We start from the raw sequence: 26,706 nt of genomic DNA on the forward strand, positions 1-26,706 counted from the left end.
TTCCATAGCTTTGCAAGCTTTAAATGGAAGTTTAATTATTGTCAACTGTTTATTGTCAATTGTTTACTTAAAAATGGGGCATTAGCTCAGCTGGCTAGAGCGCTACGCTGGCAGCGTAGAGGTCATCGGTTCGACTCCGATATGCTCCACAAAGCTACTTCGAAAGAGGTAGCTTTTTTAGTTTCAACCAAACCCAATATTATGGAATATTACGTGTACATACTTTATTCAAAAAAGTGCGATAGATATTATGTAGGTCATTCTTATAATGTAGAAAGAAGATTGGAAGAGCGCAATTCGGGTAGGGGTGTTAATCGTCAGGCTAAAAATGCGTTTGCTACACTTTGCTAATGAAATACTAAAGAAGAGAAGCCAAACCATAACACAATTATTGTAAGAGAAAAGAATAAAACTTTCCTGGATTTGTGGTGATTGCACCTCTTCTCTTTGATAGAAGCAATAAGCAAATGCATTTTTAGCAATTGTTGGTAAGCGTTAATATTTTTTCTGTCTAATCGTGTTGGAGTCGATGACAGTCAAATTGTGTCCAAATGAAATAGTTTTTTTAGTAAAGAGCTCTTCTAAAATATTTGCTGTCTCTAATGGTTCAGTGGGCTGAATTCTAATGAAAATGACACCTGCTTGCGGTTTGTATCCATGCTTGAATATTAATTCACCATAATCGCTGTCATAAGTTATAATAGTCCTATTCTCATCAATAGCAATCTGCATAACCTGTTCGTCCGTTATGCTAGGATCGTCAACTCCAATTGCCTTAATGTCGTATCCTTTTGATTTGAGATAAGTGATACTGGAGAATGGTACATTCTCATTGGCTAGATACTTCAATTTAGGTGAATTTAAGAATTAGTGTATAAAAGCCCATCCTTTAAGCATTCTTGAATGTAAGAGAAAACAGCTTTAAGTGATTCCTGATTCATCCGAGGATAATTTTCAAGAATTTGTTGTTCTGTCCATCCTTGAGCAAGGAGTCCAATGATATGTTCAACAGATACTCGAGTTCCTTTTACCGTAGGCTTTCCAAGTAGAACAGTTTCATCCGCTATAATGTGTTTTCTCCATTCCATATTCAAAGGTACGAAATTTCTTAGTTCTTCGTTCGGCCATGCTTACCAATATACGAGTAAGTGTAAGCTATGGGATTTAATTTATACCGAATCCTATGAAAGTAAAACTTTAGCGGTCAATAGTGAATTAGAAATTAAAAATAAGAAGAGTAGAAAATATGTTGAGCGATTAATTAAGAAGAAAAATCAAAATGATATTAGCTCAGCTAGCGGTCTCGGATATGCTCCACAAATAAAGGCTACTTCGAAAGAGGTAGCTTTTTTAGTTTCTTTCTGATCCTATCTTATACGAAATTATTATCAATGAAAGTATTATAAATAGCAATATCAGCTTAACTTTGAGTCCATATTAAATAATCAATACCTTGGCTTATCAATATCGAACAAAGGAACAAATTTCTAAATTTATTAAAAATGCATTAGAGGAAGACATCAGAGATGGCGACCACTCTTCTTTAGCTTCTATTCCTAAAGGCACGAAAAATACCGCGCAATTGATTATTAAAGACGATGGGATTTTGGCAGGGGTGGAAATGGCAGAGCACATATTCAAAGCAGTGGATAAGGATTTAAAATTGGAAGTTTTCAAAAAAGATGGAGAGGCTGTTAAAAAAGGAGATATCGGTTTGAAAGTGCATGGGGAAGCATCATCCATTTTATCAGCAGAGCGATTAGTATTAAATTGTCTTCAAAGAATGAGTGGAATAGCTACTTACACTCATAATCTAAACAAAATGATTGCGCATACTTCCGCTAAATTATTGGATACCAGAAAAACCACGCCTAATTTTCGATTGGCAGAAAAATGGGCGGTGGAAATTGGGGGAGGCAAAAATCATCGATTCGGATTATTTGACATGATTATGTTGAAAGATAATCATAATGATTTTGCTGGCGGCATTACAGCTTCTGTAAACGCTACTAAAAAATATTTGAAAGAAAATAATTTGGATTTAAGGATAGAAGTTGAAACCCGAAATCTTGAGGAGGTAAAAGAGACTTTGGAAGTTGGGGGAGTCGATGTCATCATGTTGGATAATATGAGCGTGGAGGAAATGAAAAAAGCGGTTGACTTGATAGGAGACCAATCCGAAACAGAAGCTTCAGGGGGAATCACGGAATCTACCATTGTAAAAATTGCAGAGACGGGTGTAAACTTCATTTCAGTAGGTGCATTGACGCATTCTTATAAAAGTTTAGACATCAGTTTGAAAGCGGTTTCCTGAAACCATAAAAATGAGATATATTTGCATTCCTATTCAGGATTTGAATCATTAATTAAGAATAAATTGAATTGCAGCAATGCTAGTAAAAACAAAAAAATATAAGCTGGATAACGGTACATACATCAAAACGGGCTTGAAGAATATTGTAAAAGAACAATGGTGGGTGTTTTTAATAGCCCTAGCCATTTGTTCAGGATATGCTTGGATTCCTAATATTTGGTGGTTCATTGGCTCTTTTATAGCCCTATTATTGTATTTCCTTTTTTGGCTAATTCAGTTTGCAGGGGTAACGCAGTTGGATCAATACAAAATTTTATTTGAAAGGCTCTCTTATGAAATCAGTTCTCAACAGATTTTGATTAAACTGAACACCAAACAGGGAATGCCTATCAAATGGGACCAAATTAAATCAGCCAAGGTGGGTAAAAATGCCTTTACTTTAGTGCTGTCCAAGGCACAATTTGTCTATCTTCCCTATAAAGTATTTAAAACAGAAAACGAAAAGAAATTTGTGGAAACGATATTAAAAAGGAAGGAATTGGTGAAATCATGACCAATCCGAAAAACATAGCTATTTTGGCTTCAGGCTCTGGAAGTAATGCAGAGAAAATCATACAATATTTTAAAAACCACAAGGAGATTAATGTAACTTGTTTGATTACAAATAATGAAAATGCAGGTGCTATTGAGCGAGCTGAAAAGGCAAATGTTCCTTCAAAGTATTTCTCCAAATCTGACTTTGAGCACTCAGCCTTTATTCTTCAATACTTAAAATCAAACAATGTTGATTTTATAGTGCTGGCAGGATTTCTTTTGAAAATTGCTCCTGAAATAATAGCTGAATACCCCAATAGAATTATTAATATACACCCAGCTCTTTTACCAAAATATGGTGGCAAAGGGATGTATGGCAGCTATGTACATGAAGCAGTCATTTTGAATAAAGAGGAAGAAAGTGGCATTACCATTCATTTGGTTAACGAAAACTATGATGAAGGGGAAGTCATATTTCAAGCTAAGTGTAAAATAACTCCACAGATGGGGGCTAAACAATTAGCTGCAGTCGTACAGCAACTCGAGCATCAGCATTTTCCTAAAGTGATTGAGGAGTTTGTAGAAAAATACTAGCAAGTTTAATCGTCTTTATCAAAAAGTCTTTCTACTAAATCAGAAAAGCTTTGGGGCTCAGAATATAATCTATCGGAATAAACACTTGCCATAATTTTTAAATAGTGTGGTTTATCATCATGGAGGATTAATTCTAAACTAATATTTCCATACCTTTGATCAATAGGTGGCTCCATTTGAATAGGCGGTTTTAAATAGTACATTTCTTTGGTTAAAACCCTGTCCTGCTCGGCAGTTACTTTTCTGTTCGATCCAGATTGTCTATAACCTATTGATAAAATTTGCTTTTTGAAGTGCTCCAATAGCATTTTGTAATCTGAGTCAAGCAAACTGCTGCAATTCGCTATGGCAAAACCGTTGGCTTTATCACTTTCAAAAAGAGCAATAGGAATTGGGTCTTTGATATCCGTTTTTTTTAAATGATAAGCCCTGAAAATTTTATCCAAAATTTCCTTGCTAACATCAGAGGCATGCCAATCCTCATAAGAATCAAATTCTTGTTGACTCCTTTTTAAAACCTCATTAGTGAGGACCACATTTTTCTTCTCTTTTGGAAATATTTTATTTACAATTTGATCAAAGAATGACATTCAAATTCTATTTTTAATAAAAGTGAAATTTATGTTTCACCTTATACACCTAACACATTTAAGGAATGAAAGATTAGCAAAATGGCTATAATCTGAAAAAATATTAAATCTAACAGCATAAAGTTTTTAAAGGATGGGCGAAAAAGCTTTAAATCAATTAGTTTTGCAAAAAATTAATATTTACCATAATGTCAGTCAAAAAAATCCAATCAGCACTCATTTCAGTTTTTCATAAAGATAATTTAGAGCCCATCGTTCAAATTTTGAAAGATAAGGGCGTTAAAATATACAGTACGGGAGGTACCCAAAAGTTCATTGAGGAACAAGGAGCCGAAGTCATCGCTGTTGAAGACTTAACTAGCTATCCTTCCATTTTAGGTGGAAGAGTAAAAACTTTGCACCCTAAGGTATTTGGTGGAATTCTAGGCAGAAGAGAATTGGAATCGGATAAAGCACAATTGCAAGAATATGACATTCCTGAAATTGATTTAGTAATTGTAGATTTATATCCATTCGAGCAAACTGTTGCTTCAGGGGCGAGCGAGCAAGATATAATTGAGAAAATAGATATAGGAGGAATTTCTTTAATTAGAGCTGCGGCTAAGAATTTTAAAGACGTGGTGATTGTAGCATCTCAAAATCAATACGCAGATTTGGAAAAAGTATTACAAGAAAAAGATGGAAGCACAGATTTGAAAGACAGAAAATCATTTGCCGCGCATGCTTTCAATGTATCCTCTCATTATGATACTGCCATTTTCAATTACTTCAATCAGGAAGAAGCAATCAAAGGATTTAAGAATAGTATTTCTGAAAATAAAACTTTACGTTACGGAGAAAATCCGCATCAGGAAGGTGTTTTCTTTGGTGATTTGGAAGAGCTTTTTGACCAGTTAAATGGTAAAGAATTATCTTACAATAATTTGGTGGATGTTGATGCAGCAGTTTCTTTAATTGAAGAATTTGAAGGCGAAACAGCTTTTGCTATTTTGAAACACACCAATGCTTGTGGAATGGCATTAGGTAATTCTGTAAAAGAAGCCTATCAAAAAGCATTTGCAGCAGACACACTTTCTGCATTTGGTGGCGTTTTGATTACGAATCAAACAGTAGATAAAGAAGCAGCGGAAGAAATGCATTCTTTATTCTTTGAAATATTAATTGCACCTGATTTCTCAGCGGAAGCCTTAGAAGTTTTAAAAGGTAAAAAGAACAGAATTTTACTGAAAAAGAAAACAAAACTTTCTACAAAGAAGCAGTTTAAAAGTTTGCTGAATGGCGTAATTGAGCAAGACAGAGATTTACATACGGACAGCAAATCAGATTTGAAAGTGGTGACTAAAGAAGCACCAACCGCTGTGGAGGAACAAGCATTACTATTTGCTTCTAAAGTTTGTAAGCATACAAAATCAAATACCATAGTGTTAGCTAATAATGGCCAATTGCTGGCAAGCGGAGTAGGTCAAACTTCAAGAGTGGATGCCTTAAAGCAAGCTATTGAAAAAGCTAAAGTTTTTGGGTTTGATTTAAAGGGAGCGGTAATGGCATCGGATGCTTTTTTCCCATTCCCTGATTGTGTGGAAATTGCTGATCAGGCAGGAATTACTGCTGTGATTCAGCCAGGAGGTTCCATAAAAGATCAGGATAGCATTGATTATTGCGATGCTCATGGTATGAGAATGGTGACCACTGGCATAAGACATTTTAAACATTAAAAGATAATCTTTAGATAAATCTGGAAATATTTTCGTTGAACCGCTTAATTTATCAAAGTAATTTGTAAATTTCCAAAGCGTAAATTTTTAAATATATTATATAAGAACATCCATGGGGATATTTGATTTCTTTTCAAGTGACATAGCCATAGATTTAGGTACAGCCAATACCTTAATTATTCATAAAGACAAAATAGTGGTGGATGAACCCTCCATCATTGCCATTGATAAAGCTACTAACAAAGTGTTGGCCATTGGGCGCCAAGCCATGCAAATGCATGAGAAAACTCACGAAAACATAAAAACTATTCGTCCTTTGAAGGATGGAGTAATTGCAGATTTCCATGCTGCAGAGCACATGATTCGTGGTATGATTAAAATGATTGATGGGGGAAAAAGAAGTTTTATGCCATCTTCCCATCGAATGGTGATTTGTATTCCTTCAGGTATTACGGAGGTGGAAAAAAGAGCTGTTCGAGATTCAGCCGAGCATGCAGGTGCAAAAGAAGTTTATATGATTCATGAGCCTATTGCGGCAAGTATTGGTATAGGTGTTGACATTGAACAACCGGTTGGTTCTATGGTAGTGGATATCGGTGGAGGGACTACTGAAATTGCAGTTATTGCCCTTTCAGGTATTGTCTGTGATCAATCCATCAGAGTAGCAGGTGATACTTTCACCAAAGACATTTTAGATTATATGCGTAGGCAACATAACCTTTTGATAGGTGAGCGTTCAGCGGAAAAAATAAAAATTGAAGTAGGGGCAGCTTTAACAGAATTAGATGACGGACCTGAGGATTATGAAATCCGTGGACGTGATTTGATGACGGGTATTCCAAAAGTGATTAAAGTGTCTTATTCAGAGATTGCTTTTGCAATTGATAAATCGGTATCCAAAATTGAAGAAGCTGTGCTGAAAGCATTGGAGATTTCACCGCCCGAATTGTCAGCCGATATTTATGATAATGGAATTCATTTAACAGGTGGTGGTGCTTTATTGAGAGGACTTGATAAAAGACTGGCACTAAAAACCAAGCTGCCAATTCATGTTGCGGATGATCCACTGAGAGCAGTAGTTCGAGGAACAGGAATTGCATTGAAAAATTTAAACCATTACAAAGCAGTTTTAATGAGTTAAATGAATTATTCAATACTATATATTTTTGGAAAAGGGAATCCTAGGAAAGGCATTCCTTTTTCCTTTTTAAAGCGATTTATTTTTTTGCCTGTAACTCAAAAGGTAAATGCGTAGATTATTTCAATTTATTTATCAATACCGGGCTTTCTTTATCTTTTTGCTATTGGAAGTAATCAGCGGTTGGTTGGTGGTCAATCATAATGACTATATCAGTGCGTCTTATTTCAATAGCTCAAGTGCTTTTGCGGGGAATGTTTATGAAAATAAGCAAGCCGTACAGGATTATTTCCAACTGGCTAAAGTCAATAAAAATTTAGTGGAGGAAAATGAGCGCTTGAGAAATCGCCTGGCAGTTGATAGTGTTAAAATTGATTCGGACTCAGCCAATATTCCTTTTGAACTTTCAGGACAATATGAATTTATAACCGGAAAAGTTGTTAATAATTCTGTTCACCGTTTTAGAAATTATTTTACATTAAATATAGGAAGCGGGGATGGAGTAGAAGAGGGTATGGGTGTTATCAATCCAAAAGGTGTAGTGGGTAAAATTAAAAGTGTATCAACGAATTTCTCTACAGCTTATTCCGCCTTGCATAGTAGTTTATTAATATCAGTTTTAATAGATGAAACGGAAACTTTATGTACGGCAAAATGGTCAGGTGAGGATCCGACCGAGATCTCATTAGAATATGTTCCAAGACATATTAAAGTAAAGGAAGGAATGCAAGTAGTCAGTTCGGGCTACGATTCCATTTTCCCAAAAGGAGTTAGGATTGGTACTGTAAAAAGTGTTGAAATTGACGAAGAAGCTACTTTTTATGATATAGAAGTGGCACTTTCTGCTGATTTCTTTAGTCTGGATTACGTTTATGTAATCGGTAATAAACTAAAGCAAGAAAAAGATTCTTTAGAACAAGAACTACAAACAGAATATGAACAGTAGCAACAACTTTAAGCAAATTTTGATATGGGTGCTTTTCGTGGCATCTCAAATATTGTTTGCACAAAATTTTGTGTTGTATAATAGAGCATTTTGTTTTGTGTATGTGGGTTTTTTGCTACTGCTCCCTTTAGGGATATCCAGAAATTATATTTTACTTTTAGGCTTTTTTACGGGCTTCATTATTGATGTGTTTTACAATAGTTTGGGCACCCACATGGCAGCCATGACTTTTATTGCATTTCTTCGTCCCATTTGGTTAAATGCCATCACACCTAGGGGCGGATATGAAAACGTGGATAGCCCCGCCATAAAAGATTTAAGTTTGTCATGGTTTTTGGCTTATGCATTACCCTTAATGTTCTTACATTTAGCAGTAGTGTTTTTTATTGAGGCAGGAGGTTTTCATATGTTTTTTTATGTGATTTCTAAGGTGTTGTTAAGCACTTTATTAACCGTATTGGTGTTAGTAATCCTACAATATTTATTTTATTCAAAAGGGAGGTTTTCATGATAGAAAACAGGAAATACATCATTCAAATATTAATCATTGTTGTTGGCTTAATTTTTTTGGGAAAGCTGTTTTCCATTCAAGTGATGGATAGTCGTTACAAAATGGCAGCTGAAAATAATGTGATTAATAAAGTGGTTCAGTATCCTTATAGAGGATTGATATTAGATAGAAATAGACAAATTATAGTTCATAACACTCCTGTTTATGATATCATGGTGGTGCCTAAAGAAGTTGATGTTCAAGACACCACTACTTTTTGCAATCTATTAAACATAACGAAAGAAGAATTTGAGTCAAAAATTAAAAAAGCAAAAGAATATTCCTATATCAAGCAATCACTTTTTTACCCTCAATTAAGCAATGAGGAATTTGCTAAGATTCAAACCCGTTTGGTTGAATATCAAGGATTTTATCCGGTAGCCAGAACTGTACGTAAATATCCAGAGCCTGTTCTAGCTAACGGGTTAGGCTATATTGGAGAAGTAAGTAAAAGACAGCTCGAAAGAGACACTACCAATTATTATAAACAAGGAGACTTTATTGGAATTTCCGGTATTGAGGCCGCATACGAAGAAGAGCTTAGAGGCAAAAGAGGTGTTAAATATAAATTGGTAAATGTTAGAGGCATTGAAAAAGGCTCTTTCAATGATGGAAAATTTGATACACTTTCTGTTCCCGGTAATAATCTAGTTTCGACTATAGATTTGGAGCTTCAGAAATATGCAGAGTATTTGATGGACGATAAAGTTGGAAGTATTGTGGCCATTGAACCTTCAACGGGTGAAATTTTAGCATTTGTTAATAGCCCTTCCTATGATCCTAATAAGTTGGCAGGGAGAAATTATAGTTCAAACTTTAGTGAGTTAAATAAAGATACGCTCAAGCCTCTGTTCAATAGACCTATAATGGCTCAATACCGACCCGGTTCTGTTTTTAAATTGGTACAATCTTTAATTGCCCTTCAAGAAGGAGTGATAACGCCCTCAACTCGAACGGTATGCAACAGAGGGATTATAAATTGTCATGGATCCCATACCAATGAAGATTTACATGGTGCCATTAAATATTCCTGTAACCCATATTTTTATCAAACTTTCAGGAAAATAATCCAACAAGGAAAAGTGGAAGGAATGAATAAAGATGCCAGGGTAGGCTTAACTACATGGAATAATTATTTAAGTGATTTAGGATTTGGAAGAAAGCTAGGAATAGATATTCCAAATGAAAGCCCAGGCATGGTGCCCGGCCCAACTTATTATGACAGATATTACCAAAAAGACCACTGGAATTTTTACACTATATTCTCCTTAAGTATAGGAGAAGGAGAATTGTTGACAACACCCTTGCAGGTGGCCAACTTAGCCTCTATTTTAGCCAACAGAGGTTATTATATTAGACCACATATGGTAAAAGGAATTGAAACCCCTGATTCCTATTATAAAATACAATATGATAGACAAGATACAGGGATTGATTCTGTACATTTTAAGACTGTCGTGGATGCTATGGGAGAAATAGTGGACGGAACAGCTCGAGTGGCCAAGGTAAAGGATATCCAAATTGCAGGAAAAACAGGGACTGTTCAAAATAAAAACAGTTTTGACCATTCTGCTTTTATGGCTTTTGCACCAAAGGAAAATCCCCAAATCGCCATTTCAGTTTATGTTGAAAATGCTGGTTGGGGCGGTGGAGTTGCAGCTGCTATAACTGGCTTATTGATTGAAAAATATATTAAGGGAGAAGTGGCTTCCAATAGAGCTTGGGTAGAAAATTATGTGATGACCAAAGCGTATTTAAATAATTTATGAGAAGACAGGACAGCTTATGGAATAGGGTAGATTGGTTGCTGATAGCCGTATTTTTTATACTGGTAATTTTGGGATGGCTAAATATCTATGCTGTGGTCTATGATGCAGAGCAGAGCCAGAATATCTTCAGTTTTGATCTTAATTCTGGGAAGCAATTAGCATGGATTGCAGGCTCATTTGTGATTATCATTGCTATCATGATTCTGGATCATAAATTCTTTGACAGTTTTGCTTATTACATTTATGCAGGGGTTTTGCTACTTCTGGTTTTGGTTTTATTTTTTGGAAAAGAAATAGCGGGGAATCAATCTTGGTTTGTCTTTGGACCGGTTCGTCTTCAACCTTCTGAATTTGCTAAGTTTGCTACAGCTTTGGCGGTTGCCAAATATTTCAGCAGCAAAAATGTACGCCTTGACAAATTTAATGAGCAAATTAAATCTTCCCTTTTTGTATTAGTGCCCATGATTTTAATAGTCTTGCAGGGTGATGCGGGTACGGCAATGGTTTTTATTAGCTTTATTATAGTTTATTATAGAGAAGGCTTGCCTTCTTTTTATGTAATTACAGGCTTATCCGTAGCTATTATTTTCATTTTAACCTTGCTTGTTGATCAATTATATTTAACAATTGGGGTCATTGTTTTGGCTACCATTATAGTGGTTATTAATAATAAGCGATTAAAAAATATCGGAGTTACCATTATTGTGGCAATTGTTGTAATTGGTGCAATTCAAAGTGTGGATTATGTGATTTCCGATGTCCTCAAACCACATCAGCAGAATAGATTGAAGGCTTTGGTCAATCCTGATGCAGACCCTTTAGGCTATGGCTGGAATGTGACCCAATCGAAAATTGCCATAGGTTCTGGAGGAACATTTGGCAAAGGCTTTTTGGAAGGAACTCAAACCAAATTTGATTTCGTACCCGAGCAAAGTACCGACTTTATTTTCTGCACTATAGGAGAAGAACATGGTTGGGCAGGAAGCTTTGTGTTGATTTTCTTATTCTTGGTACTGATGATTCGGATAGTTTTTCTAGCCGAGAGACAAAAGTCCAATTTTGCTCGTATTTACGGCTATGCAGTGGCGGGTATTTTCTTTTTCCACTTTGGAATAAATATTGGGATGACCATAGGCTTATTTCCAGTGGCAGGGATTCCACTCCCTTTCTTTAGTTATGGTGGTTCTTCACTTTGGTCATTTACTATTTTGCTTTTCGTGTTGATCAAGCTGGACGCGCATAGGATGCAAGTGTTGACTCGTTAGTTTTAATCTCCATCACTATCACTAAAAGTAGTAATTAATCCTAGCTGACCCATTAAATCCGTTTTGAGCAAAATAGTTAAGTTTAATACTTGTAAATAGATTTCATTTAAGCTTTCTGAATCCTCTTTGATTAAGTCCTTTAAACTTTGCTTTTCTTCAATTAAACTGATGATGAGGTCAAATTGAGCATTGATTTTACTACTCAGAAGTTTTCCTTCACTATCTTTTATATCGAGCGAATTGAGGTAATCGTCCACTCCTTTACCTTCTTTTCCATTAATTGATTGTTGCAAAGCCTCTAAATTTGCCTTAATTAACTCTAATGAAATTTGGCTGTATGGAGCTTGAACTTCATAAATATTATGCTCTTCTCCTGCCATTTTACCTGCAGGTACTCCAATTTTATCATTCTTGATTTTTTCTGCTAATTCAATCCATTGATTACTTAATATGGTAATGCTTGCATTAATATTGCTTCCAGTACTAGATGCAAAGGTCTTTGCATAATCTGATTTCCATTGATGCAATATTTCTTGGTTTAATTTCAACAAATTATTGCTGAGAATTTCAGCAAATGCAATATTGTTTTCATCTAATGTTATACTTTCAGAAAACAATAAAAACTCCAAAGCTCCTAATCCTCGACTATTACTACCTAGTTTGTTTATGAAATTATCATCCCCATTAAAATTTTCCAATGCAGACTTTAATTTACTACTGTCAATAGGGAAATAATGAAAATTGTTTTCTATTAACAAATCATCTATGGGGCCAAAATGATAAGGAGAAGTTTTAGCCCAATCCATCGAAGCTTTTTTCCAGAATTCTTTTGCTCTAATTAAGTTTTCTTCTGAGTGGTTTTTCTTCAATATTTGAAGAGATGAATCTAAAGAGTGAAATGAGTTGAGACTATGCTCATAAGCAGGAATTGCTAAATTGAAGGCCAAGTTTTCTAACATTGGTCCTTTGTCAAAATCAGTGTTTTTTTCACTATTGTTACAGGCTGAAAAAAACAGTGAACATAATAAGACTAATAATCTAGAATTATTCATATTAAAGTGAGTTCACAAAGGTAATAAGATTTTCCCTTTCGGTTTTCGAAAGATTTTTAAATTGGTTTTTGATTTCTTCAGCTTCACCTCCATGCCATAAAATGGCTTCTTCCACATTTCTTGCTCTACCATCATGCAATAAAGTGGTATGTCCATTTACAGTTTTAACCAAACCAATTCCCCAAAGAGGTGGAGTCCGCCATTCCATTCCGCTGGCTTCTCCATCTGGTCTATTATCCGCAAGATCTTCTCCCATATCGTGCAATAACAAATCAGTATAGGGATAAATTTTTTGGTTATTAAACTCTGGGATATCATCATGCTTGGAAGTTGTGAAGCTTGGATTGTGGCAATTGTTGCACCCAATTTCATTAAAGAGCTTTTGTCCAGATAGATTTTTTTCTTCATTTGCATCTCTTCTTTTCGGCACGGCCAGTACCTCAGAATAAAGCGTAACTCGTTCTAAAATATCATCTGAAACTTCAGGATTTCCTCCCGTTTCTGTACTGATAAATTGAGCTTGTAATCTAGTTTCATTTTCTTCAGAGAACAGAGAACTGCTTAATCCCATATCCCCTTGAAAAGCAGCCGCAACTTGCTGTTTTACATTAGGCTCATTAGCTTTCCACCCGAATCTTCCTAATTCCAGATTTTTAGTAGCCACATTTTTTACATAATTGGGTCTTCCGGAAATGCCGTCCTTATTTTTGTCTTCAGGGTCGGCTAGGGCAAGGATATCCTTTTCATCTATCGCCTCCAATAGTCCTAAACCAATAATGTGAGGAGCTACTCGAGGAGAAATCATCACATCTTCCTGCATTTCGCCATAGTTCAAATTTGTGAAAGAGTAAATTGGTTTCCTGAGTGAATATGTTTCCCCGTCTGGATATGCACCTTGTATTTCTTTATACTCTATTCTCACATCACCTTCTTCCTTTACCCCCAAAATGGCAAGATGATTAAATTGATTCCCGTAATTAGGTTCTGCTTTGGTTTTATTGTCTGTAGTAGGAACGCTTAACCTAAAAAGTAAAGCTGACGACTGACCTTTTTCAAATCCAGGCTCACCTTTTCCATCTAAAAAGTGACAGCTAGAACAGGATTTGGCATTAAATAAGGCTCCTAAACCATCTAAATCAGCGGTAGAGGAAGGTGCTGTTACCCAATTTCTTTTAAAGAATGCGTTTCCCGTAACAAATTGCATTTGCTTATCATCAGAAATATTAGGCGCAGCGTGACCAAAGGCATTGACAGAGAAATCATCCGTGGTAGTTGCACCCCCAGGGTAAATAGCAGATTCGCTTACTGCTTCATAAGTTTGCTTATTGCCACAGGAATTCAATATGCTCAGAATTCCTAAAAGGAAGGGAATTGAAAATATGGAGCGCATTACAAAGGATTAATTTTTAAATAGCTTCGGGGTCAAATTTAAATCCAAATTTGCTGGCAGATGCAGCCAGTAAATCACCTTGTTTTCTAAATAAGCTGATTGTTTTAGCAATTTGTTTTCTACCCTCCTCATTTTTTATTTGTTGATCAAAAGGAGCCTCAATTTTTTTACTTTCAGCTAATCCGTTAGCGATTGTTTGCTTTAATTCTTCTGCTAAAGCCTCCTCCTGTTGCTTTACTAAGTCATAAATAGATGGGCCACTAATTGTACTGTCGTTTCTAAAGGTTTTGTATTTTCCTAAATATACATTTTGAATTCCCGTAGCATTGGCAATGATATCTCTATGAGTATTATCGCTGAAGCAAGAATGCTCATCTTCTTTGGAACGTAAATCATAAGCTACAAACATTCTTTCGCCTGCCAATTCACCTTTACTTAATTTACCTAAACCAGAAACTATTTTCTCAATAGATTGATCAGGATTTGATATAAATGTAGCTCTATAGTTTTGCTGATTAGGCGTCCATTCTTCCATTACAGATTTCAAATCACTGATGAGTAAGTTAGCCGTTTCCAATAAATAGGTTTTTCTCCTATCAGCATTTTTAGCTGTAGCCTCTTCTCCATCTATATAATCCGTATATTTTCGCTCCCCTGCGCCAGGTCCATCACTCAAATCCTGTCCCCAAAGTAAAAATTCTATGGCATGGTAGCCTGAACTCACATTGGTTTCACTGCCTTTCTCATTCATTGAAGCAATAAAATTTGTTGTGATTTCTGGAAACTTTTCCGGGCTGTTGATAATATTGGCATTTGTATTTGCCTCAGATTCGACATAGTCAATATAGGCTTCATCCAAAGGCCAAGCATTTATTTGTCCTTCAGGACCATTTTCACCATCTATGGGCCCACCATAAAAACGAAAAGCTTCCGTTTGACCATAACTTTCTCTTGCTAGAAGCCAGGCTTCTTTAGCTTTTTGAAACGTTTTTTGGCTTGGTACCTCAATAAAATTTTTGATTTCTTCTCTTAATGCCAAGGCATGGGAATGTGCATCCTGATAATTGGCATAAACAATAGTAGCATAGTTTTCTACTACTTCTTTTTTAGCGATTTCTTTTTTTGAAGAACAAGAAAATATAACGATAGCGATGAATGAGAAAAATATGCTTTTCATTTTATTTAGATTTATTAAACATAATGCAAAAGTAATACAGAATGTTTTGAAAAGAAATGAAGTTTAAAAGAATGTAAAAAGCTTTTTATTTCCCAAACCGCTTTTCTACCAGTTCTATAAACTCCTGCACTTCCTCTGTTTCCATATCCCAATTGTATTTATCGGCAAAGGATTTTTTGATATGTGAAGAGGCTTCTTTGTAGCTTTCCATTCCGTCAATTTGTTCCACCGCAGAAAGAAATTGATTTTGATTGCCTTCAAAAAGTTCATTTACAAACATAAATCGTTGATTAAGGGTCAACATTTTCATCATGCTTTTTCCGCCACTTTTGGCAAGTTTATCGGCTAATGTTTGTTTTTCTTTAGTTTGAAGTTTTTCATTCAACATTCCCTTCTCTTCTTTTTCTTCTTCCAAATAAATATCTGCAAGGGAAAGAGGTAAAGTTTTGGAGAACTCTGCTAAAAGTGGTTGAATATCGGCCGGTTGTTCTTCCGAATTACTGCAAACTTCATTGAACATCTCAAAAGCCGTATCATTAAAAACCACATCTTCTTTATGGGATTCAAAATGCTCAATCAATCCATCGAGAAGGAAGTCATTGAACTTGATATATTTTTTCAAATCTTTCAAATCAGATAAGCGCAATCTGCTGTCATCCCTCTGGTTGATTTCCTTAGAATAGAAATCATAGGGAGAGAAAGCCAACAAAACGCTATCTTTGATAGATTCCTTTAACAAAGGTTCGAAATGTTCTTTTTTAACATAAATATGACGGGAGAGCGTATTCATGAAATCCTTCATGGCTTTTTTCACCTCATCACTATGGTAATCGAAATAAGGACTTTGCAATTTTGCATTTTCCTTTTTCCATTTTTTGAAAAGGTTTTTGAGCACCATCAAATTAATTTGTTTGTTGGGGCTTAGCTCTAAAATTTCTTTTCCGCTGATGTGAGATGAATTACTGAAGAAAGATTGACTCAGTTGTTTTGCCAATGCTTTGCTGTAAGCATCAATTGCCTGATGATTTAATTTGCTCTCCATTGTTTAATTTACTTTTTTTGCAATTTATTCTTATGCCTGAAATTGAGATTACCAACCTTTATGAACGCAAGATAATCACTAATAGCACAGAAAAAAGAGCATTAGAGATTATACACGAAAACTTTATTGATTGGATGCATGCCTGTGGAAAAAAAGGAAGATGCACCACTTGCAAAATGATTGTGAAGGAAGGAATGGAAAATTTGGGTGAACTGACTTCTGCAGAAGAAAAGTTTAGAAATCAGAAAAGATTGACAGATAATGAAAGGTTAGCGTGTCAGGCGGTAGTTTTGGGCGATATTAAAATAAAAGTAGCGGAAAGAAATAAATTTCCGCATATGGAGTATTCGGATTGAATGATTTGGTTTATCAAACCTGTCAGGTTTCAGGAAATTAAGTGTAGAAATAAATTAAATAAGTTTATACTTCGAAAAAAGGACAAACCTGACAGGTTTTAAGCATATAAATATATTATTGGTAAAAACACCTAAAGAGGCTGAGGGTGGTGGTTGGTGTGCCACCAACCACGGGGAAACTCACTAAATCCTCCTTTTACCCTGGTCGGTGGCACACCAACCAGTAATTAAGTATTTAAGATAGAGCAAAGGAAATTAAAAAACATGTTTGTAGAACCACATATAGGAAGAGAAGAAGGCGGCAAGGGGAAAGGTTGGATAGAACTGATTTGTGGTTCTATGTTCAGTGGGAAAACTGAGGAGTTAATCCGAAGGCTTAATCGTGCACTTATTGCTAAGCAAAAGGTTGAAATATTTAAGCCAAAAATTGATAACCGCTATGATGAATCCGAAGTGGTTTCCCATAACAAAACCAAAATTCGGTCCACCCCTGTCGATTTTGCTGAAGATATTTTATTGTACTCAGGAAATTCAGAGGTGGTGGGAATAGACGAGGCTCAGTTTTTTGATAGCGAGATTGTAAATGTTGTGAATTCCTTAGCCAATCAAGGCAAAAGAGTCATCATAGCAGGGCTGGACATGGATTTTAGTGGAAAAGCCTTTGGCTCTATGCCAGAATTGATGGCTACTGCGGAATATGTGACTAAAGTCCATGCTATATGCGTAAAATGTGGAGGCATTGCCTCCTACTCCTACCGACTTAGCGAGGAAAAACAAAAAGTAATGCTGGGCGAAAAGGATAAATATGAACCAAGATGTAGGAAGTGTTTTAACGCCCCCTAGCCCCAAAGGGGGAAAACGCTCTAAAAGTCTTTAGTTTTTCAATTTGATATTGAATTATTTTATTGGTTAAAGCATTAAGGAAAATGGTGATAAAATTCAAAAACCTACTAGGCTTTGTTAAGTGCGAGCGGGCTGGAGGACAAAAAGGCGGGGTGAGGGTAGTTTATAGCCTGAGAGTATCTTTTTGTCTTGATTTTTTCTTTCGTATCAAGTGTTCGCAATTTTTTTGAACTGAACTTCAATAGAGATAATATTATCTTTGCTACAGTAGAGAAAAGTGATAATCTTATTGTTTTCTGCTAGTAAAAATCAGTGCCACTGTCCCCTTGAGGGGACTATAGGGGTGTCAGTGGGAAAGATTAAATCTTTTTATAAGTAGGAAAAAAGAAGGATTAAAAATTTAAAAAATATGAATAGTCAATCAATAATATCAACTGTTAAGAAAATTCTTCAAAAATCTAAGGCCAAACAGTCAGACTTGGATAAATTAGTAAAAATGACTAAAAAAGGACGTTGGCAAAAGACTAGGAAAAAAATCGGGTTATAAATAAAAACAAGCTAATCCCATACCACAACTTCTTAATTATCAGTTCTTATATTTGAAAACATAATTCACTGCATTTAAAGAACCATGCTTAAAGTACTTTCATTTCTATTCTTTTTATCTTTCACTTTCAGCCTGAAGAGCCAAGATATTCCTATGGGAAGCTGGAGAAATCATGCTGATTACTCTAAAGCTCAAAAGACTGCAGTTTTTGATAATAAAGTTTTTTGTGCCACTAATAACGGACTTTTTTATTTTGATACAGAAGATGGAAGCCTTAATACTTTAAGTACTGCCGATGGCTTGAATAGTATCAATATCAGCATGTTAAAAACGGTCAATGATTTATTATTAATTGGCTATCAGGATGGCTTAATGGATGTAATGGATAAAGAGCTTAGCATCACCACTTTTGAAGATATTTTCGAATCTGAATTAAGAGGAGATAAGAAAATAAATGAGGCTGTAATTGTGGAGGAGGTCATTTATTTGGCCACAGATTTTGGAGTGGTTTTATATAATATCGATGAAAATGAATTGATTGATGCTTTTCAAAATTTGGGTGAGGATGGAGAAAGAATTCTTATTAATGGAATTAGCACAGATAATGAAAAACTTTTCCTAAGCACTAATGAAGGATTATTGATCGGGGATTTATCAGGAAATATTAATTTAAAGGACTTCCAAAATTGGGAAAGAAAACCTATAAACAATGATGGGATAGCACTATTAAAAACAGTATTTTACGAAGGGGATCTTTATGGTTTGGCAAATAATGACAGTATTTATCAGCTTCAAAATAATGAATGGCTAAGTATTTTTGGATTAAAAGAGCCAATTCGACAATTAAAATCAGTCAATAATCAATTATATCTTTCTTCTTCCAATCATCTTTTCCAGTTGAATGAGGACACTTTTGAACAAGCATTCTCAGTTTCGGAAGAGAATCAAATTAATGATTTTAATTTCACCGAAAGTCAGTTTTTTGTGGCAGATGAAACTTCAGGATTAATCCGATATCAAGAAGGAGCTGCTGAGACTTTAACGCCACAAGGACCAAAAGGCAAAACGTATAGCCTCCATCAATTAGAACAATTTACAATTCATCTTGCAGAAGGTAGTGGAGGATTTTCCTTTTTTGAAAATGGCAGATGGACTTATGTTGCCAAAGATTCAGAAGGTCAGGGTTTACCCAATTTCAGAGATGTTGCTTTAGACTTAACATCGGGAAACGGTATTTTTCTAAGCGAAGCAGAAGGGCTCTTTAGCTGGGACACAGAAAATATCAGTTCGCTAAATTTAGGGAATTCAATCATAGCAGAATGGGTGGCACTCGCAGAAAGTCCGCTAGCAACTTATTGGGCGTTGGTGAAAACGGAGAATAATTTATACGCCTTATTCAATCCAGAAATGAAAAGTTTAGAGGAAATGAATTTGCCTTCTAATAGTGCGGTAAATGATTATTTAATTGCTCCCAATGGAGATCATTATCTAGCCACAAATTCCGGTGTTTTTGTTTTTAATCCCGAAAGTGGAGAAGAAAGAAGGCTTAATACCGTTTTGGGAAATGGCAATCTGCCTAATAATCAAATCAAGGATCTAGAAATGGATTTAAGTGGGCAGTTATGGATAGCTACTGAAAGTGGTGTGGCCTTTTTTAATCGCTTTCAAGGAGTATTGGAAGGAGAAAACGTAGATGCATCTCAGCCAATATTTGAAGGATTTTTCTTGTTTGATGGAATACCTGTTAACCATATCACGATAGATGGTGGCAACAGAAAATGGATGAGTACAAGGGATGGCTTATGGCTTTTTGATGAAAATATAGAAAGAAATATTGTGCATTTAAGGAGGTCAAATAGCCCGATTGTCAATACAAATATTAAACAGATGGTAGTCAATCCTTTAAATGGTGAGCTTTTTATAAGTTCATCATCCCAATTTCTTTCATATAGAACGGATGCTACCCGTGCGGGTGCAGTCCATACAGATGTGGAGGTATTTCCAAATCCCGTTCGGCTATCTGCGCATAATACGGTGACTATTCGTGGCTTAGCTTATAATAATGAAGTGATGATTACGGATATTGCAGGAAATCTAATTCATAAAGGAAAAGCAAATGGAGGTACATTTTCTTGGGATTTGGAGAATTATTCGGGCATAAAAGCCAAAAGCGGAGTCTATTTGGTTTTTTCCATCAATGCAGATGGCACAGAAACTTATCAAACTAAGTTTGCTGTACTTCCTTGATTCAAACGTATATTGGATGACGAAAAAATAACCTTGGTTATTTTCTATTGTGTTCTTCTATTTCTTTTCCCGATAAATACGGGACAGGTTGTGGTGGGATTTTTCTACCAGTAGTATATTTTAACAAGCTTAATTTTTAACCACAAAAGAGTCAAAACCTGCCTGCCGGCAGGCAGGGAAAACAAAAGCTTTTTCGCTAAAGCGAAAAATTTCATGGTCTCTCCTTGATTTAAGGTGAGTTAGGAGTATCGCTTAATAAAACCTCATATATTTATACTATTACATTAAGTCAAAATTCATCTTAATTTGCAATAGAATAAAGAAACTAAATGCTCCACAAAACCAAAGGTATAGTACTCGGACATGTAAAATATGGTGAAAGCTCCCTCATCATTCAGGTTTATACTGAAAAATTCGGAATACAATCCTATATTGAAAATGGTGTTCGAAAGGCAAAAGCCAAACACAAAATGGCCATTTTTCAGCCTTTAACTTTGCTCGATTTAGTGGTTTACAAAAAAGCTAATAGTAGTATCAATCGCATGTCGGAAATTAAAGTAAATCCGCCTTATCGCACTATTCCTTATGAAATTATTAAGTCTTCAATTGGTATATTTTTAGCAGAATTCCTTAATCATATTTTGCGAGGAGAAGAGGAGGAAAACCCTATGATGTTTGGCTTTATACACGATAGCCTTACTTATTTCGATCAAAAAGAAGACGATTATATCAATTTCCATTTACAGTTTTTGGCGCAGCTTACTACTTATTTGGGTTTCAAACCTTCAGGAGCTGTGGAAATCATGGATGAGGTTTCAGATTATCATCCCATTAAATTAAGACCAGATGAGTTAGTGAAATTGGAGGAGCTTTTAGCTAATGATTTAACTTATGATTTAAAAATCAATAGAGAACAAAGGCAGCAATTACTAAAAGTATTGATTCATTTCTATCAAATCCACAGCCACTCCTTCAAGGAAATTAAATCATTACGAATTTTACATGAGGTTTTGAGTTAATGTTGAATAGCTTTTCCAAAGTTCTAAACTTTGGAAAAGCTGAAAATAATTTAGACTTTCTCAATCGCCTCTTCAATTCTATAAGGCCCAGAAAGTAATTCTAAAGATTTGCGATAAGTATTTTCGGCTTCTAGACATTTAACTAATACATCTGCTACATCCCAACGAGGAATTGAGCCAGTTCTTTCATCCGTTCTTTCACCAAAATCAACCTTTCCTTTTGGTTCATCATCGGTTAATAAGCCGGGCTTGAAAATGGTATATTTTAAACCTGTTTGTTGTAAATAATCATCTGCTGCAGACTTTGCATTGTAGTAGGCCGCCATATTTTCTGGCCATTCAGATGGGTTAAAATCAGCACCAAAAGCACTCACCATCATAAACCTGATAAATTTATGTTGAACAGCTAAATCAATAGCTTTGATGGCTCCTTGTTGGTCAATGGCTTTGGTTTTATCATCCCCAGTATGGCCACCACTTCCAGCTGTAAATACGACTGCATTATTTCCTTCATAGGCATGACTAAAGTCTCTTTCCAAATCTCCTAAAACAGTTTTGATGCCTTTTTTCTTAAACTGTTCCCGTTGAGATTCCTCCCTAACCATGGCAATGGCATCATGTGGAGAGTTGCTATGAATTTTATTGACTATTTTCTTTCCAATTTTACCATTGGCTCCTATTACTAATATGTTCATAATTCTGTGTTTATAGTTATTTGATATTATACGGAGAGAAAAGCAGAAGTTTAATTTTTTGAATACCACTTAACAATTAAGTTAAATTTTTGGCATATTTACATTTTAAAATGAACCGATATATTAAAACAATTAACCTTTTAAAAATGCAAAGATTTTCAATTCTAGTAGTTGCACTAATTCTTTTTGCCTCATTTAAAATTAATGCTCAGGATAAACCAGCAGCTCTCATAAAAGGAGAATCTGCTTCAGTTTCTGAGAATTTAATAAAGTTGGAAACATTTTACCCTAATTTGCTGGGGATTTCTTATGAAAAGAAAATCAGAAAAGAGTTTTCTATTTATTGTATGATGGGTTTTCTGGGCCACTATGGTGGAGGAAGCATTTCACAAGCCACTTATGGTGTCAGTTCCTATTATGTGCTAACTCCACAAGTTATGGTGCAACCACGGTTTTATCATAATCTCAGTAAAAGAGCAGCATCTGACAAATGCACTGCTTATAATTCGGCTAATTATGTTGGCTTTGCCGCTAGATTTTATGATGAGGGACTGTTCATAACCAATGCAGAAAATTATCCAAAAGGCCCAGCAATTTTTGACTTAATGTTGTCTTATGGATTGCAGCGTAATTTCTTTAGCCGTTTAAATTTTGATATGGCTATTCAGCCTGGTATTGAATTTACATCAGCAGGAGCGGGAGCATTTATAGGAATTAATTTACAATTAGGATTTATCGTTTTTAGCAATTAAGATTATAGAAATATGGTTATTTTAATTTCACATATTCAATTGATATAAATGACTAATCTGTAAAAAGAAATAAATAAAGAAAGCATTTAAGCAAATTGCTGAAATCAAATTTAGCCCCATCGTCCACTTGAAATTGGCATAGTTTTCATTTCTGTGCACCAATGCAAACCATATCAAAAAGTAGATTACAGTAGGCGCCATAAAAAGTAAAAAGGCAATGCCCATTTTTTCATTATGGTAATTCAGAAAGTAGTACTCAAATCCTAGTGTGGCGAGAAGAAAAGTTACTAAGGTAAACAAAAAGGTTCCTTTGATACCCAAAACGATTGAAAGTGTATTATCCCCTCTTTTGCTGTCCTCTTTATGTTGATAAATTTGTGTCATAGGGAAAGAGCCCCACAAAAAGGCAGAAGTCAATAAGCCTGGTAAAATTACTTTCCATTTTAAGGCAATTTCCCAGCCGAAATCATTGATGCCCACGTAAGCCATATAAAAAGTAAAAACCCCTTGAAAAAAACCGGCTATTAACCAGCCTAACCAAGGATATTTTTTAAGGCGTATGCCGGGGTGGCTGTATGCTTTAGATGCCAATCCATAAGCAAATACCAAAAGAGCAAATTCCATACTTATAAGCCATGCCAAAGCAATGCCTATAAAATCAAATATTAAACTGGTATAATATAAACCAATAGAAACGGGTGGCGGTTTTTTTATTAAGCCAATACTGCCTTCATCTTTATCAAAGTACGAATTATAGGCATTACTGGCAGGGTAAATGAAAAAATGTAAAATCACAAAAGTTAAGATTATTCTATCTTCTCCCAAATTAGGACTGATGCCCAAAGCGAAAATATATACAGGCAATAAAAAGAAAGAAAATGGGATCCTTAAATGCCGAATGATATGAATAACTTTTTTCATGAACAATTATCAAAATTTTTGCTTAATATAGTCATTCAAGAATAATTTATGCCATACATTAATCTGATTTCTCCTGCCAATCCGGAGATTTGCATTGCTCAAAACGATATAGCAGGCTTTATGCAAAAAGCCATGCATTTAAACGAGGAAAATAGCCGTAAGTTAAAGGCAATATTTCGAATGTCGGGCATAGAAAAAAGGCATACGGTAATTCCTGATTATCAATTTTCAGATGATCAGGATTGGAAATTCTATCCACAACTAAATAATGGAAAACTGCTGCCCAATACATCAGAGCGCATGCAATTGTTTGAACAACATGCTTTGCCATTGGCTCAAAAAAGTTTGAAAAATGTATTTGAACAATATAATGCCAAAGATTTTACTCATTTGATCACGGTTAGTTGTACAGGCATGTTTGCTCCTGGTTTGGATATTCAACTGATAAAAAAGGCAGGATTAAATTCAGACATTGAACGAACTTCCATTCAATTCATGGGTTGCTTTGCGGCATTTAATGCGCTGAAAACAGCTCATCATATTTGCCGATCAGAAGCAGGTGCCAAAGTTTTGATTGTTTGTGTAGAGCTTTGCACGATTCATTTTCAATCTGAATATTCGGAAGATAACTTATTGGCCAATACACTTTTTGGAGACGGTGCTTCAGCCGTAGTAGTAAGTAATGAAAAAACCCCAAAAGCATTGGAAATGAAAGCCTTTAAAAGTGTGGTGGAAAATGATTCTGAACAGGAAATGGCTTGGAACATAGGGAATTTAGGTTTTGAAATGAAATTAAGCAGTTATGTGCCGGAAGTGATTGCCCAAAATATTGCTAAGCTGGGTGAAGAACTAATGGAAAAGCTTTCTTTGACGTTAAAAGATATTAACCAATTTGCCATTCATCCTGGTGGGAAAAGAATTTTGGAAGCAGTAGAAAAAGGACTGACGCTTCCCAAAGAAATTAATGAATCTGCCTATAAAGTATTAAAGGAATTCGGTAATATGTCCTCTCCCACAGTGCTTTTTGTGTTGCAAGAGATGTGGGATAAAATTCAGCCTAAGGATAAGGTACTTAGCTTTGCCTTTGGCCCAGGCTTAACCATGGAAAGTATGCTCTTGGAGCGTGTAGAAAAATGAAAAAAGTTGATTTATCCTATCGGTCGGAAGAAGAAGAAATCATGGATGATTTATCCGATGATAGTCCTGCACTTTATCGCGCACTAAAAGAATTGGATATAATCAATCATTGGCTGGGAGGTAACGCCATTACCCTTAATGCAACCCGAAAAATTTTAAAATCCAATCCGACTAAAGAATGGAAAATAGCAGATTTAGGTTGTGGCAGTGGAGAAATGTTATTGAAAATTGCCAAATGGTGCAGAAAGAAAAATATTAAAATACAATTACATGGCTTCGATGCCAACCCAAATGTGATTGCTTATGCTGAAAAGCATTGTAAGCTGTATCCTGAAATAAATTTCCATGCTGATAATATATTTTCTGAGGGTTTTAAGAATAGAAGTTTTGACATCATTACTTGTACGTTATTTCTACATCATTTTCCAAAAGATGATTTAATTCCATTATTAAGACAATTTCGAGAGCAGTCGAATAAAATAATTATTAATGATTTACACCGACATCCATTTGCCTATTATTCCATAAAATGGATTACCCGTTTTTTTAGTAAATCGACTATGGTACAAAATGACGCCTGTCTATCTGTTTGGAGGTCTTTTACCAAAAAAGATTGGAAGGAGATTTTGAAATTGGCTGAAATACAAAATTACGAGCTAGAGTGGCGTTGGGCCTTCCGGTGGAAGCTTATTTATTGAATTTTTGGGACTAATCTGCTACAAAACACACTTAATAGCCAACCTTTTTACCCTAACGAATGTTAGTTGGGTAGTTAAGCTATTTTAAGCTATATTTGCACTTATTTCAGGAAACGACTAACACAATATTTATGGATTTTGGATTGAATGAAAACCAAAAAATGATTGCGCAAATGGTGCGCGATTTTGGAGCTAAAGAAATTACACCACATCGTGACCAATGGGATGAAGAACAACATTTCCCAATTGACGTGATGAAAAAATTAGGAGAACTGGGATTGATGGGTGTTTTGGTTCCTCAGGAATATGGAGGCGCAGGTTTTGGATATGAGGAATACGTAACCGCTATTATGGAATTATCCAAAGTAGATCCTTCTATCGGACTTTCCATGGCCGCACACAACTCACTTTGCACAGGGCATATCATGCAATTTGCGAATGATGAACAAAAGAAAAGATGGTTGCCAAAATTAGCAACAGCCGAATGGATTGGTGCATGGGGCTTGACAGAGCCCAACACAGGTTCTGATGCTGGAAATATGAAAACCACCGCGGTTCAAGATGGTGATTATTGGATCATCAACGGAGCTAAAAACTGGATTACTCATGGTATTTCTGGTGATGTGGCTGTTGTGATCGTAAGGACAGGAGAAAAGGGTGACTCACACGGCATGACCGCTTTTGTGGTAGAAAGAGGAACGGAAGGATTCAAAGGAGGCAGAAAAGAGAACAAATTGGGAATGCGTTTGTCTGAAACGGCTGAAATGATTTTTGAAGATTGCCGTGTTCATAAAGATAATATTTTAGGTGAAGTTGGACAGGGTTTTATACAGGCTATGAAAGTATTGGATGGTGGAAGAATTTCTATAGCAGCACTTTCTTTAGGTATAGCAGAAGGAGCTTACGAAGCTGCGTTGGCCTACAGTAAAGAAAGACATCAGTTCAATCAACCCATTTCTAGTTTTCAGGGGATTGCATTCAAATTAGCAGATATGGCCACTGAATTAGAAGGAGCAAAATTGCTCACATTTCAGGCTGCTGATTTAAAGAATAAAGGCAAAAGCGTGAATAAAGAATCTGCTATGGCCAAATATTATGCTTCTGAAGTAGCGGTAAAAAACTCTGTAGAGGCAGTCCAAATATTTGGAGGTTATGGTTACACCAAAGATTACCCTGTAGAAAAATATTATAGGGATTCCAAACTTTGTACGATTGGAGAGGGAACTTCTGAAATTCAGAAATTAGTAATCAGTAGAGCTATTTTGAAAGGATAAATGACCTTATAATCGACACTATCCCAAAAAGTGTGTAACTAAAAATTTTGTAGATAGGGTTAAGATTCATTCAATCTGACCCTATCTTCAAATATAATAAGAAAACTGTTAAGTATTACTCCCCAGTTTCTAATAGGCTGA

27 protein-coding genes and 1 tRNA gene are annotated in these 26,706 nt (G+C 35.5%); 19 read left to right on the plus strand and 9 right to left on the minus strand.

Annotated features, from left to right (window positions below; all coding sequences use genetic code 11):
• Positions 1–75 precede the first annotated feature (75 nt).
• Positions 76–149 (plus strand) — tRNA-Ala (locus ACFE0M_RS00235).
• A gap of 52 nt (positions 150–201) precedes the next feature.
• Positions 202–351: a GIY-YIG nuclease family protein gene (locus ACFE0M_RS00240; protein ID WP_434543725.1), complete on the plus strand. Its 150-nt coding sequence runs from the start codon at positions 202–204 to the stop codon at positions 349–351.
• 144 nt (positions 352–495) lie between these two features.
• Here the strand turns inward: ACFE0M_RS00240 and ACFE0M_RS00245 are convergent, their stop codons facing one another.
• Positions 496–849 carry a DUF5615 family PIN-like protein gene (locus tag ACFE0M_RS00245; protein WP_434543726.1) on the minus strand — a complete coding sequence of 118 codons (354 nt, stop codon included), beginning with the start codon at positions 847–849 and terminating at the stop codon, positions 496–498.
• A gap of 11 nt (positions 850–860) precedes the next feature.
• Positions 861–1,088, minus strand: coding sequence for a DUF433 domain-containing protein (locus ACFE0M_RS00250; protein ID WP_434543727.1), 228 nt, complete (start codon positions 1,086–1,088; stop codon positions 861–863).
• Between the two features lie 365 nt (positions 1,089–1,453).
• Here ACFE0M_RS00250 and nadC point away from each other — a divergent pair, with 365 nt between their 5' ends.
• The 3 genes from nadC to purN all read left to right on the plus strand — a co-directional run bounded on the left by nadC (position 1,454) and on the right by purN (position 3,442).
• Positions 1,454–2,314 carry a carboxylating nicotinate-nucleotide diphosphorylase gene (gene nadC, locus ACFE0M_RS00255; RefSeq protein ID WP_434543728.1) on the plus strand — a complete coding sequence of 287 codons (861 nt, stop codon included), beginning with the start codon at positions 1,454–1,456 and terminating at the stop codon, positions 2,312–2,314.
• Between the two features lie 76 nt (positions 2,315–2,390).
• Positions 2,391–2,867 (plus strand): YcxB family protein, encoded by a 477-nt coding sequence (locus tag ACFE0M_RS00260; protein WP_434543729.1) that lies wholly within the window; start codon positions 2,391–2,393, stop codon positions 2,865–2,867.
• Entirely contained in the window at positions 2,864–3,442 is a 579-nt protein-coding gene (gene purN / locus ACFE0M_RS00265; protein WP_434543730.1) for a phosphoribosylglycinamide formyltransferase, read from the plus strand. Before ACFE0M_RS00260 ends, purN begins: the two co-directional genes overlap by 4 nt.
• 5 nt (positions 3,443–3,447) lie before the next feature.
• On the opposite strand, the gene ACFE0M_RS00270 is transcribed toward purN, so the two are convergent.
• The gene (locus ACFE0M_RS00270; RefSeq protein WP_434543731.1) at positions 3,448–4,032 is read right to left on the minus strand and encodes a hypothetical protein; all 585 of its coding nucleotides are present in this window, start codon (positions 4,030–4,032) and stop codon (positions 3,448–3,450) included.
• A gap of 188 nt (positions 4,033–4,220) precedes the next feature.
• Here ACFE0M_RS00270 and purH point away from each other — a divergent pair, with 188 nt between their 5' ends.
• The 6 genes from purH to rodA all read left to right on the plus strand — a co-directional run bounded on the left by purH (position 4,221) and on the right by rodA (position 11,415).
• Positions 4,221–5,747, plus strand: coding sequence for a bifunctional phosphoribosylaminoimidazolecarboxamide formyltransferase/IMP cyclohydrolase (gene purH / locus ACFE0M_RS00275; protein ID WP_434543732.1), 1,527 nt, complete (start codon positions 4,221–4,223; stop codon positions 5,745–5,747).
• Between the two features lie 112 nt (positions 5,748–5,859).
• Positions 5,860–6,888, plus strand: a complete 1,029-nt coding sequence (locus tag ACFE0M_RS00280; protein ID WP_013454378.1) for a rod shape-determining protein — start codon at positions 5,860–5,862, stop codon at positions 6,886–6,888.
• A 106-nt stretch (positions 6,889–6,994) separates the two neighbouring features.
• On the plus strand, positions 6,995–7,831 hold the full coding sequence (mreC, locus tag ACFE0M_RS00285; protein ID WP_434543733.1) for a rod shape-determining protein MreC: 837 nt from the start codon (positions 6,995–6,997) through the stop codon (positions 7,829–7,831).
• Positions 7,821–8,342: a Rod shape-determining protein MreD gene (locus tag ACFE0M_RS00290; protein ID WP_434543734.1), complete on the plus strand. Its 522-nt coding sequence runs from the start codon at positions 7,821–7,823 to the stop codon at positions 8,340–8,342. Before mreC ends, ACFE0M_RS00290 begins: the two co-directional genes overlap by 11 nt.
• On the plus strand, positions 8,339–10,150 hold the full coding sequence (gene mrdA, locus ACFE0M_RS00295; RefSeq protein WP_434543735.1) for a penicillin-binding protein 2: 1,812 nt from the start codon (positions 8,339–8,341) through the stop codon (positions 10,148–10,150). Before ACFE0M_RS00290 ends, mrdA begins: the two co-directional genes overlap by 4 nt.
• Positions 10,147–11,415 (plus strand): rod shape-determining protein RodA, encoded by a 1,269-nt coding sequence (gene rodA / locus ACFE0M_RS00300; RefSeq protein ID WP_434543736.1) that lies wholly within the window; start codon positions 10,147–10,149, stop codon positions 11,413–11,415. The genes mrdA and rodA overlap by 4 nt, the downstream gene beginning before the upstream one ends.
• Before the next feature lie 2 nt (positions 11,416–11,417).
• On the opposite strand, the gene ACFE0M_RS00305 is transcribed toward rodA, so the two are convergent.
• The 4 genes from ACFE0M_RS00305 to ACFE0M_RS00320 all read right to left on the minus strand — a co-directional run bounded on the left by ACFE0M_RS00305 (position 11,418) and on the right by ACFE0M_RS00320 (position 16,076).
• On the minus strand, positions 11,418–12,374 hold the full coding sequence (locus tag ACFE0M_RS00305) for an imelysin family protein (protein WP_434543737.1): 957 nt from the start codon (positions 12,372–12,374) through the stop codon (positions 11,418–11,420).
• Between the two features lie 94 nt (positions 12,375–12,468).
• On the minus strand, positions 12,469–13,857 hold the full coding sequence (locus ACFE0M_RS00310; RefSeq protein ID WP_434543738.1) for a di-heme oxidoredictase family protein: 1,389 nt from the start codon (positions 13,855–13,857) through the stop codon (positions 12,469–12,471).
• Between the two features lie 16 nt (positions 13,858–13,873).
• Entirely contained in the window at positions 13,874–15,034 is a 1,161-nt protein-coding gene (locus ACFE0M_RS00315) for an imelysin family protein (protein ID WP_434543739.1), read from the minus strand.
• Positions 15,035–15,119: 85 nt separating this feature from the next.
• Positions 15,120–16,076 carry a hypothetical protein gene (locus tag ACFE0M_RS00320; protein WP_434543740.1) on the minus strand — a complete coding sequence of 319 codons (957 nt, stop codon included), beginning with the start codon at positions 16,074–16,076 and terminating at the stop codon, positions 15,120–15,122.
• A gap of 32 nt (positions 16,077–16,108) precedes the next feature.
• Between ACFE0M_RS00320 and ACFE0M_RS00325 the strand changes: the two genes are divergently transcribed.
• From ACFE0M_RS00325 to recO, 4 genes are all read left to right on the plus strand, one after another.
• The gene (locus ACFE0M_RS00325) at positions 16,109–16,432 is read left to right on the plus strand and encodes a 2Fe-2S iron-sulfur cluster-binding protein (RefSeq protein ID WP_434543750.1); all 324 of its coding nucleotides are present in this window, start codon (positions 16,109–16,111) and stop codon (positions 16,430–16,432) included.
• Between the two features lie 264 nt (positions 16,433–16,696).
• A complete protein-coding gene (locus tag ACFE0M_RS00330; protein WP_434543741.1) occupies positions 16,697–17,275 on the plus strand; it encodes a thymidine kinase in 579 nt (192 codons plus the stop codon).
• A gap of 631 nt (positions 17,276–17,906) precedes the next feature.
• Positions 17,907–20,069, plus strand: coding sequence for a hypothetical protein (locus ACFE0M_RS00335; RefSeq protein ID WP_434543742.1), 2,163 nt, complete (start codon positions 17,907–17,909; stop codon positions 20,067–20,069).
• A gap of 329 nt (positions 20,070–20,398) precedes the next feature.
• Entirely contained in the window at positions 20,399–21,088 is a 690-nt protein-coding gene (gene recO / locus ACFE0M_RS00340) for a DNA repair protein RecO (protein ID WP_434543743.1), read from the plus strand.
• A 50-nt stretch (positions 21,089–21,138) separates the two neighbouring features.
• Here recO and ACFE0M_RS00345 read toward each other — a convergent pair whose 3' ends face one another.
• On the minus strand, positions 21,139–21,783 hold the full coding sequence (locus ACFE0M_RS00345) for an SDR family oxidoreductase (protein ID WP_434543744.1): 645 nt from the start codon (positions 21,781–21,783) through the stop codon (positions 21,139–21,141).
• Positions 21,784–21,929: 146 nt separating this feature from the next.
• Between ACFE0M_RS00345 and ACFE0M_RS00350 the strand changes: the two genes are divergently transcribed.
• A complete protein-coding gene (locus ACFE0M_RS00350) occupies positions 21,930–22,535 on the plus strand; it encodes a hypothetical protein (RefSeq protein WP_434543745.1) in 606 nt (201 codons plus the stop codon).
• A 27-nt stretch (positions 22,536–22,562) separates the two neighbouring features.
• Here the strand turns inward: ACFE0M_RS00350 and ACFE0M_RS00355 are convergent, their stop codons facing one another.
• Entirely contained in the window at positions 22,563–23,456 is an 894-nt protein-coding gene (locus tag ACFE0M_RS00355; RefSeq protein ID WP_434543746.1) for a UbiA family prenyltransferase, read from the minus strand.
• A 48-nt stretch (positions 23,457–23,504) separates the two neighbouring features.
• Here ACFE0M_RS00355 and ACFE0M_RS00360 point away from each other — a divergent pair, with 48 nt between their 5' ends.
• The 3 genes from ACFE0M_RS00360 to ACFE0M_RS00370 all read left to right on the plus strand — a co-directional run bounded on the left by ACFE0M_RS00360 (position 23,505) and on the right by ACFE0M_RS00370 (position 26,565).
• Positions 23,505–24,593, plus strand: a complete 1,089-nt coding sequence (locus tag ACFE0M_RS00360; RefSeq protein ID WP_434543747.1) for a type III polyketide synthase — start codon at positions 23,505–23,507, stop codon at positions 24,591–24,593.
• Entirely contained in the window at positions 24,590–25,291 is a 702-nt protein-coding gene (locus tag ACFE0M_RS00365) for a methyltransferase domain-containing protein (protein ID WP_434543748.1), read from the plus strand. Before ACFE0M_RS00360 ends, ACFE0M_RS00365 begins: the two co-directional genes overlap by 4 nt.
• Before the next feature lie 131 nt (positions 25,292–25,422).
• Positions 25,423–26,565, plus strand: a complete 1,143-nt coding sequence (locus tag ACFE0M_RS00370; RefSeq protein WP_434543749.1) for an acyl-CoA dehydrogenase family protein — start codon at positions 25,423–25,425, stop codon at positions 26,563–26,565.
• Positions 26,566–26,706 lie beyond the last annotated feature (141 nt).

The sequence above is a fragment of the Marivirga sp. genome (assembly GCF_051117495.1).
Taxonomy (GTDB): Bacteria; Bacteroidota; Bacteroidia; order Cytophagales; family Cyclobacteriaceae; genus Marivirga.

Excerpts from the sequence above, each read along its gene's own strand:
- mrdA (WP_434543735.1), top strand. The coding sequence starts at position 8,339 with ATGATAGAAAACAGGAAATACATCATTCAAATATTAATCATTGTTGTT.
- ACFE0M_RS00355 (WP_434543746.1), bottom strand. The coding sequence starts at position 23,456 with ATGAAAAAAGTTATTCATATCATTCGGCATTTAAGGATCCCATTTTCT.
- ACFE0M_RS00360 (WP_434543747.1), top strand. The coding sequence starts at position 23,505 with ATGCCATACATTAATCTGATTTCTCCTGCCAATCCGGAGATTTGCATT.
- ACFE0M_RS00335 (WP_434543742.1), top strand. The coding sequence starts at position 17,907 with ATGCTTAAAGTACTTTCATTTCTATTCTTTTTATCTTTCACTTTCAGC.
- ACFE0M_RS00305 (WP_434543737.1), bottom strand. The coding sequence starts at position 12,374 with ATGTTAGAAAACTTGGCCTTCAATTTAGCAATTCCTGCTTATGAGCAT.
- recO (WP_434543743.1), top strand. The coding sequence starts at position 20,399 with ATGCTCCACAAAACCAAAGGTATAGTACTCGGACATGTAAAATATGGT.
- ACFE0M_RS00365 (WP_434543748.1), top strand. The coding sequence starts at position 24,590 with ATGAAAAAAGTTGATTTATCCTATCGGTCGGAAGAAGAAGAAATCATG.
- ACFE0M_RS00310 (WP_434543738.1), bottom strand. The coding sequence starts at position 13,857 with ATGCGCTCCATATTTTCAATTCCCTTCCTTTTAGGAATTCTGAGCATA.
- ACFE0M_RS00330 (WP_434543741.1), top strand. The coding sequence starts at position 16,697 with ATGTTTGTAGAACCACATATAGGAAGAGAAGAAGGCGGCAAGGGGAAA.
- ACFE0M_RS00325 (WP_434543750.1), top strand. The coding sequence starts at position 16,109 with ATGCCTGAAATTGAGATTACCAACCTTTATGAACGCAAGATAATCACT.
- ACFE0M_RS00315 (WP_434543739.1), bottom strand. The coding sequence starts at position 15,034 with ATGAAAAGCATATTTTTCTCATTCATCGCTATCGTTATATTTTCTTGT.
- mreC (WP_434543733.1), top strand. The coding sequence starts at position 6,995 with ATGCGTAGATTATTTCAATTTATTTATCAATACCGGGCTTTCTTTATC.
- ACFE0M_RS00350 (WP_434543745.1), top strand. The coding sequence starts at position 21,930 with ATGCAAAGATTTTCAATTCTAGTAGTTGCACTAATTCTTTTTGCCTCA.
- ACFE0M_RS00345 (WP_434543744.1), bottom strand. The coding sequence starts at position 21,783 with ATGAACATATTAGTAATAGGAGCCAATGGTAAAATTGGAAAGAAAATA.
- ACFE0M_RS00290 (WP_434543734.1), top strand. The coding sequence starts at position 7,821 with ATGAACAGTAGCAACAACTTTAAGCAAATTTTGATATGGGTGCTTTTC.
- rodA (WP_434543736.1), top strand. The coding sequence starts at position 10,147 with ATGAGAAGACAGGACAGCTTATGGAATAGGGTAGATTGGTTGCTGATA.
- ACFE0M_RS00280 (WP_013454378.1), top strand. The coding sequence starts at position 5,860 with ATGGGGATATTTGATTTCTTTTCAAGTGACATAGCCATAGATTTAGGT.
- purN (WP_434543730.1), top strand. The coding sequence starts at position 2,864 with ATGACCAATCCGAAAAACATAGCTATTTTGGCTTCAGGCTCTGGAAGT.
- ACFE0M_RS00320 (WP_434543740.1), bottom strand. The coding sequence starts at position 16,076 with ATGGAGAGCAAATTAAATCATCAGGCAATTGATGCTTACAGCAAAGCA.
- ACFE0M_RS00250 (WP_434543727.1), bottom strand. The coding sequence starts at position 1,088 with ATGGAATGGAGAAAACACATTATAGCGGATGAAACTGTTCTACTTGGA.
- purH (WP_434543732.1), top strand. The coding sequence starts at position 4,221 with ATGTCAGTCAAAAAAATCCAATCAGCACTCATTTCAGTTTTTCATAAA.
- ACFE0M_RS00270 (WP_434543731.1), bottom strand. The coding sequence starts at position 4,032 with ATGTCATTCTTTGATCAAATTGTAAATAAAATATTTCCAAAAGAGAAG.
- ACFE0M_RS00260 (WP_434543729.1), top strand. The coding sequence starts at position 2,391 with ATGCTAGTAAAAACAAAAAAATATAAGCTGGATAACGGTACATACATC.
- ACFE0M_RS00240 (WP_434543725.1), top strand. The coding sequence starts at position 202 with ATGGAATATTACGTGTACATACTTTATTCAAAAAAGTGCGATAGATAT.
- ACFE0M_RS00370 (WP_434543749.1), top strand. The coding sequence starts at position 25,423 with ATGGATTTTGGATTGAATGAAAACCAAAAAATGATTGCGCAAATGGTG.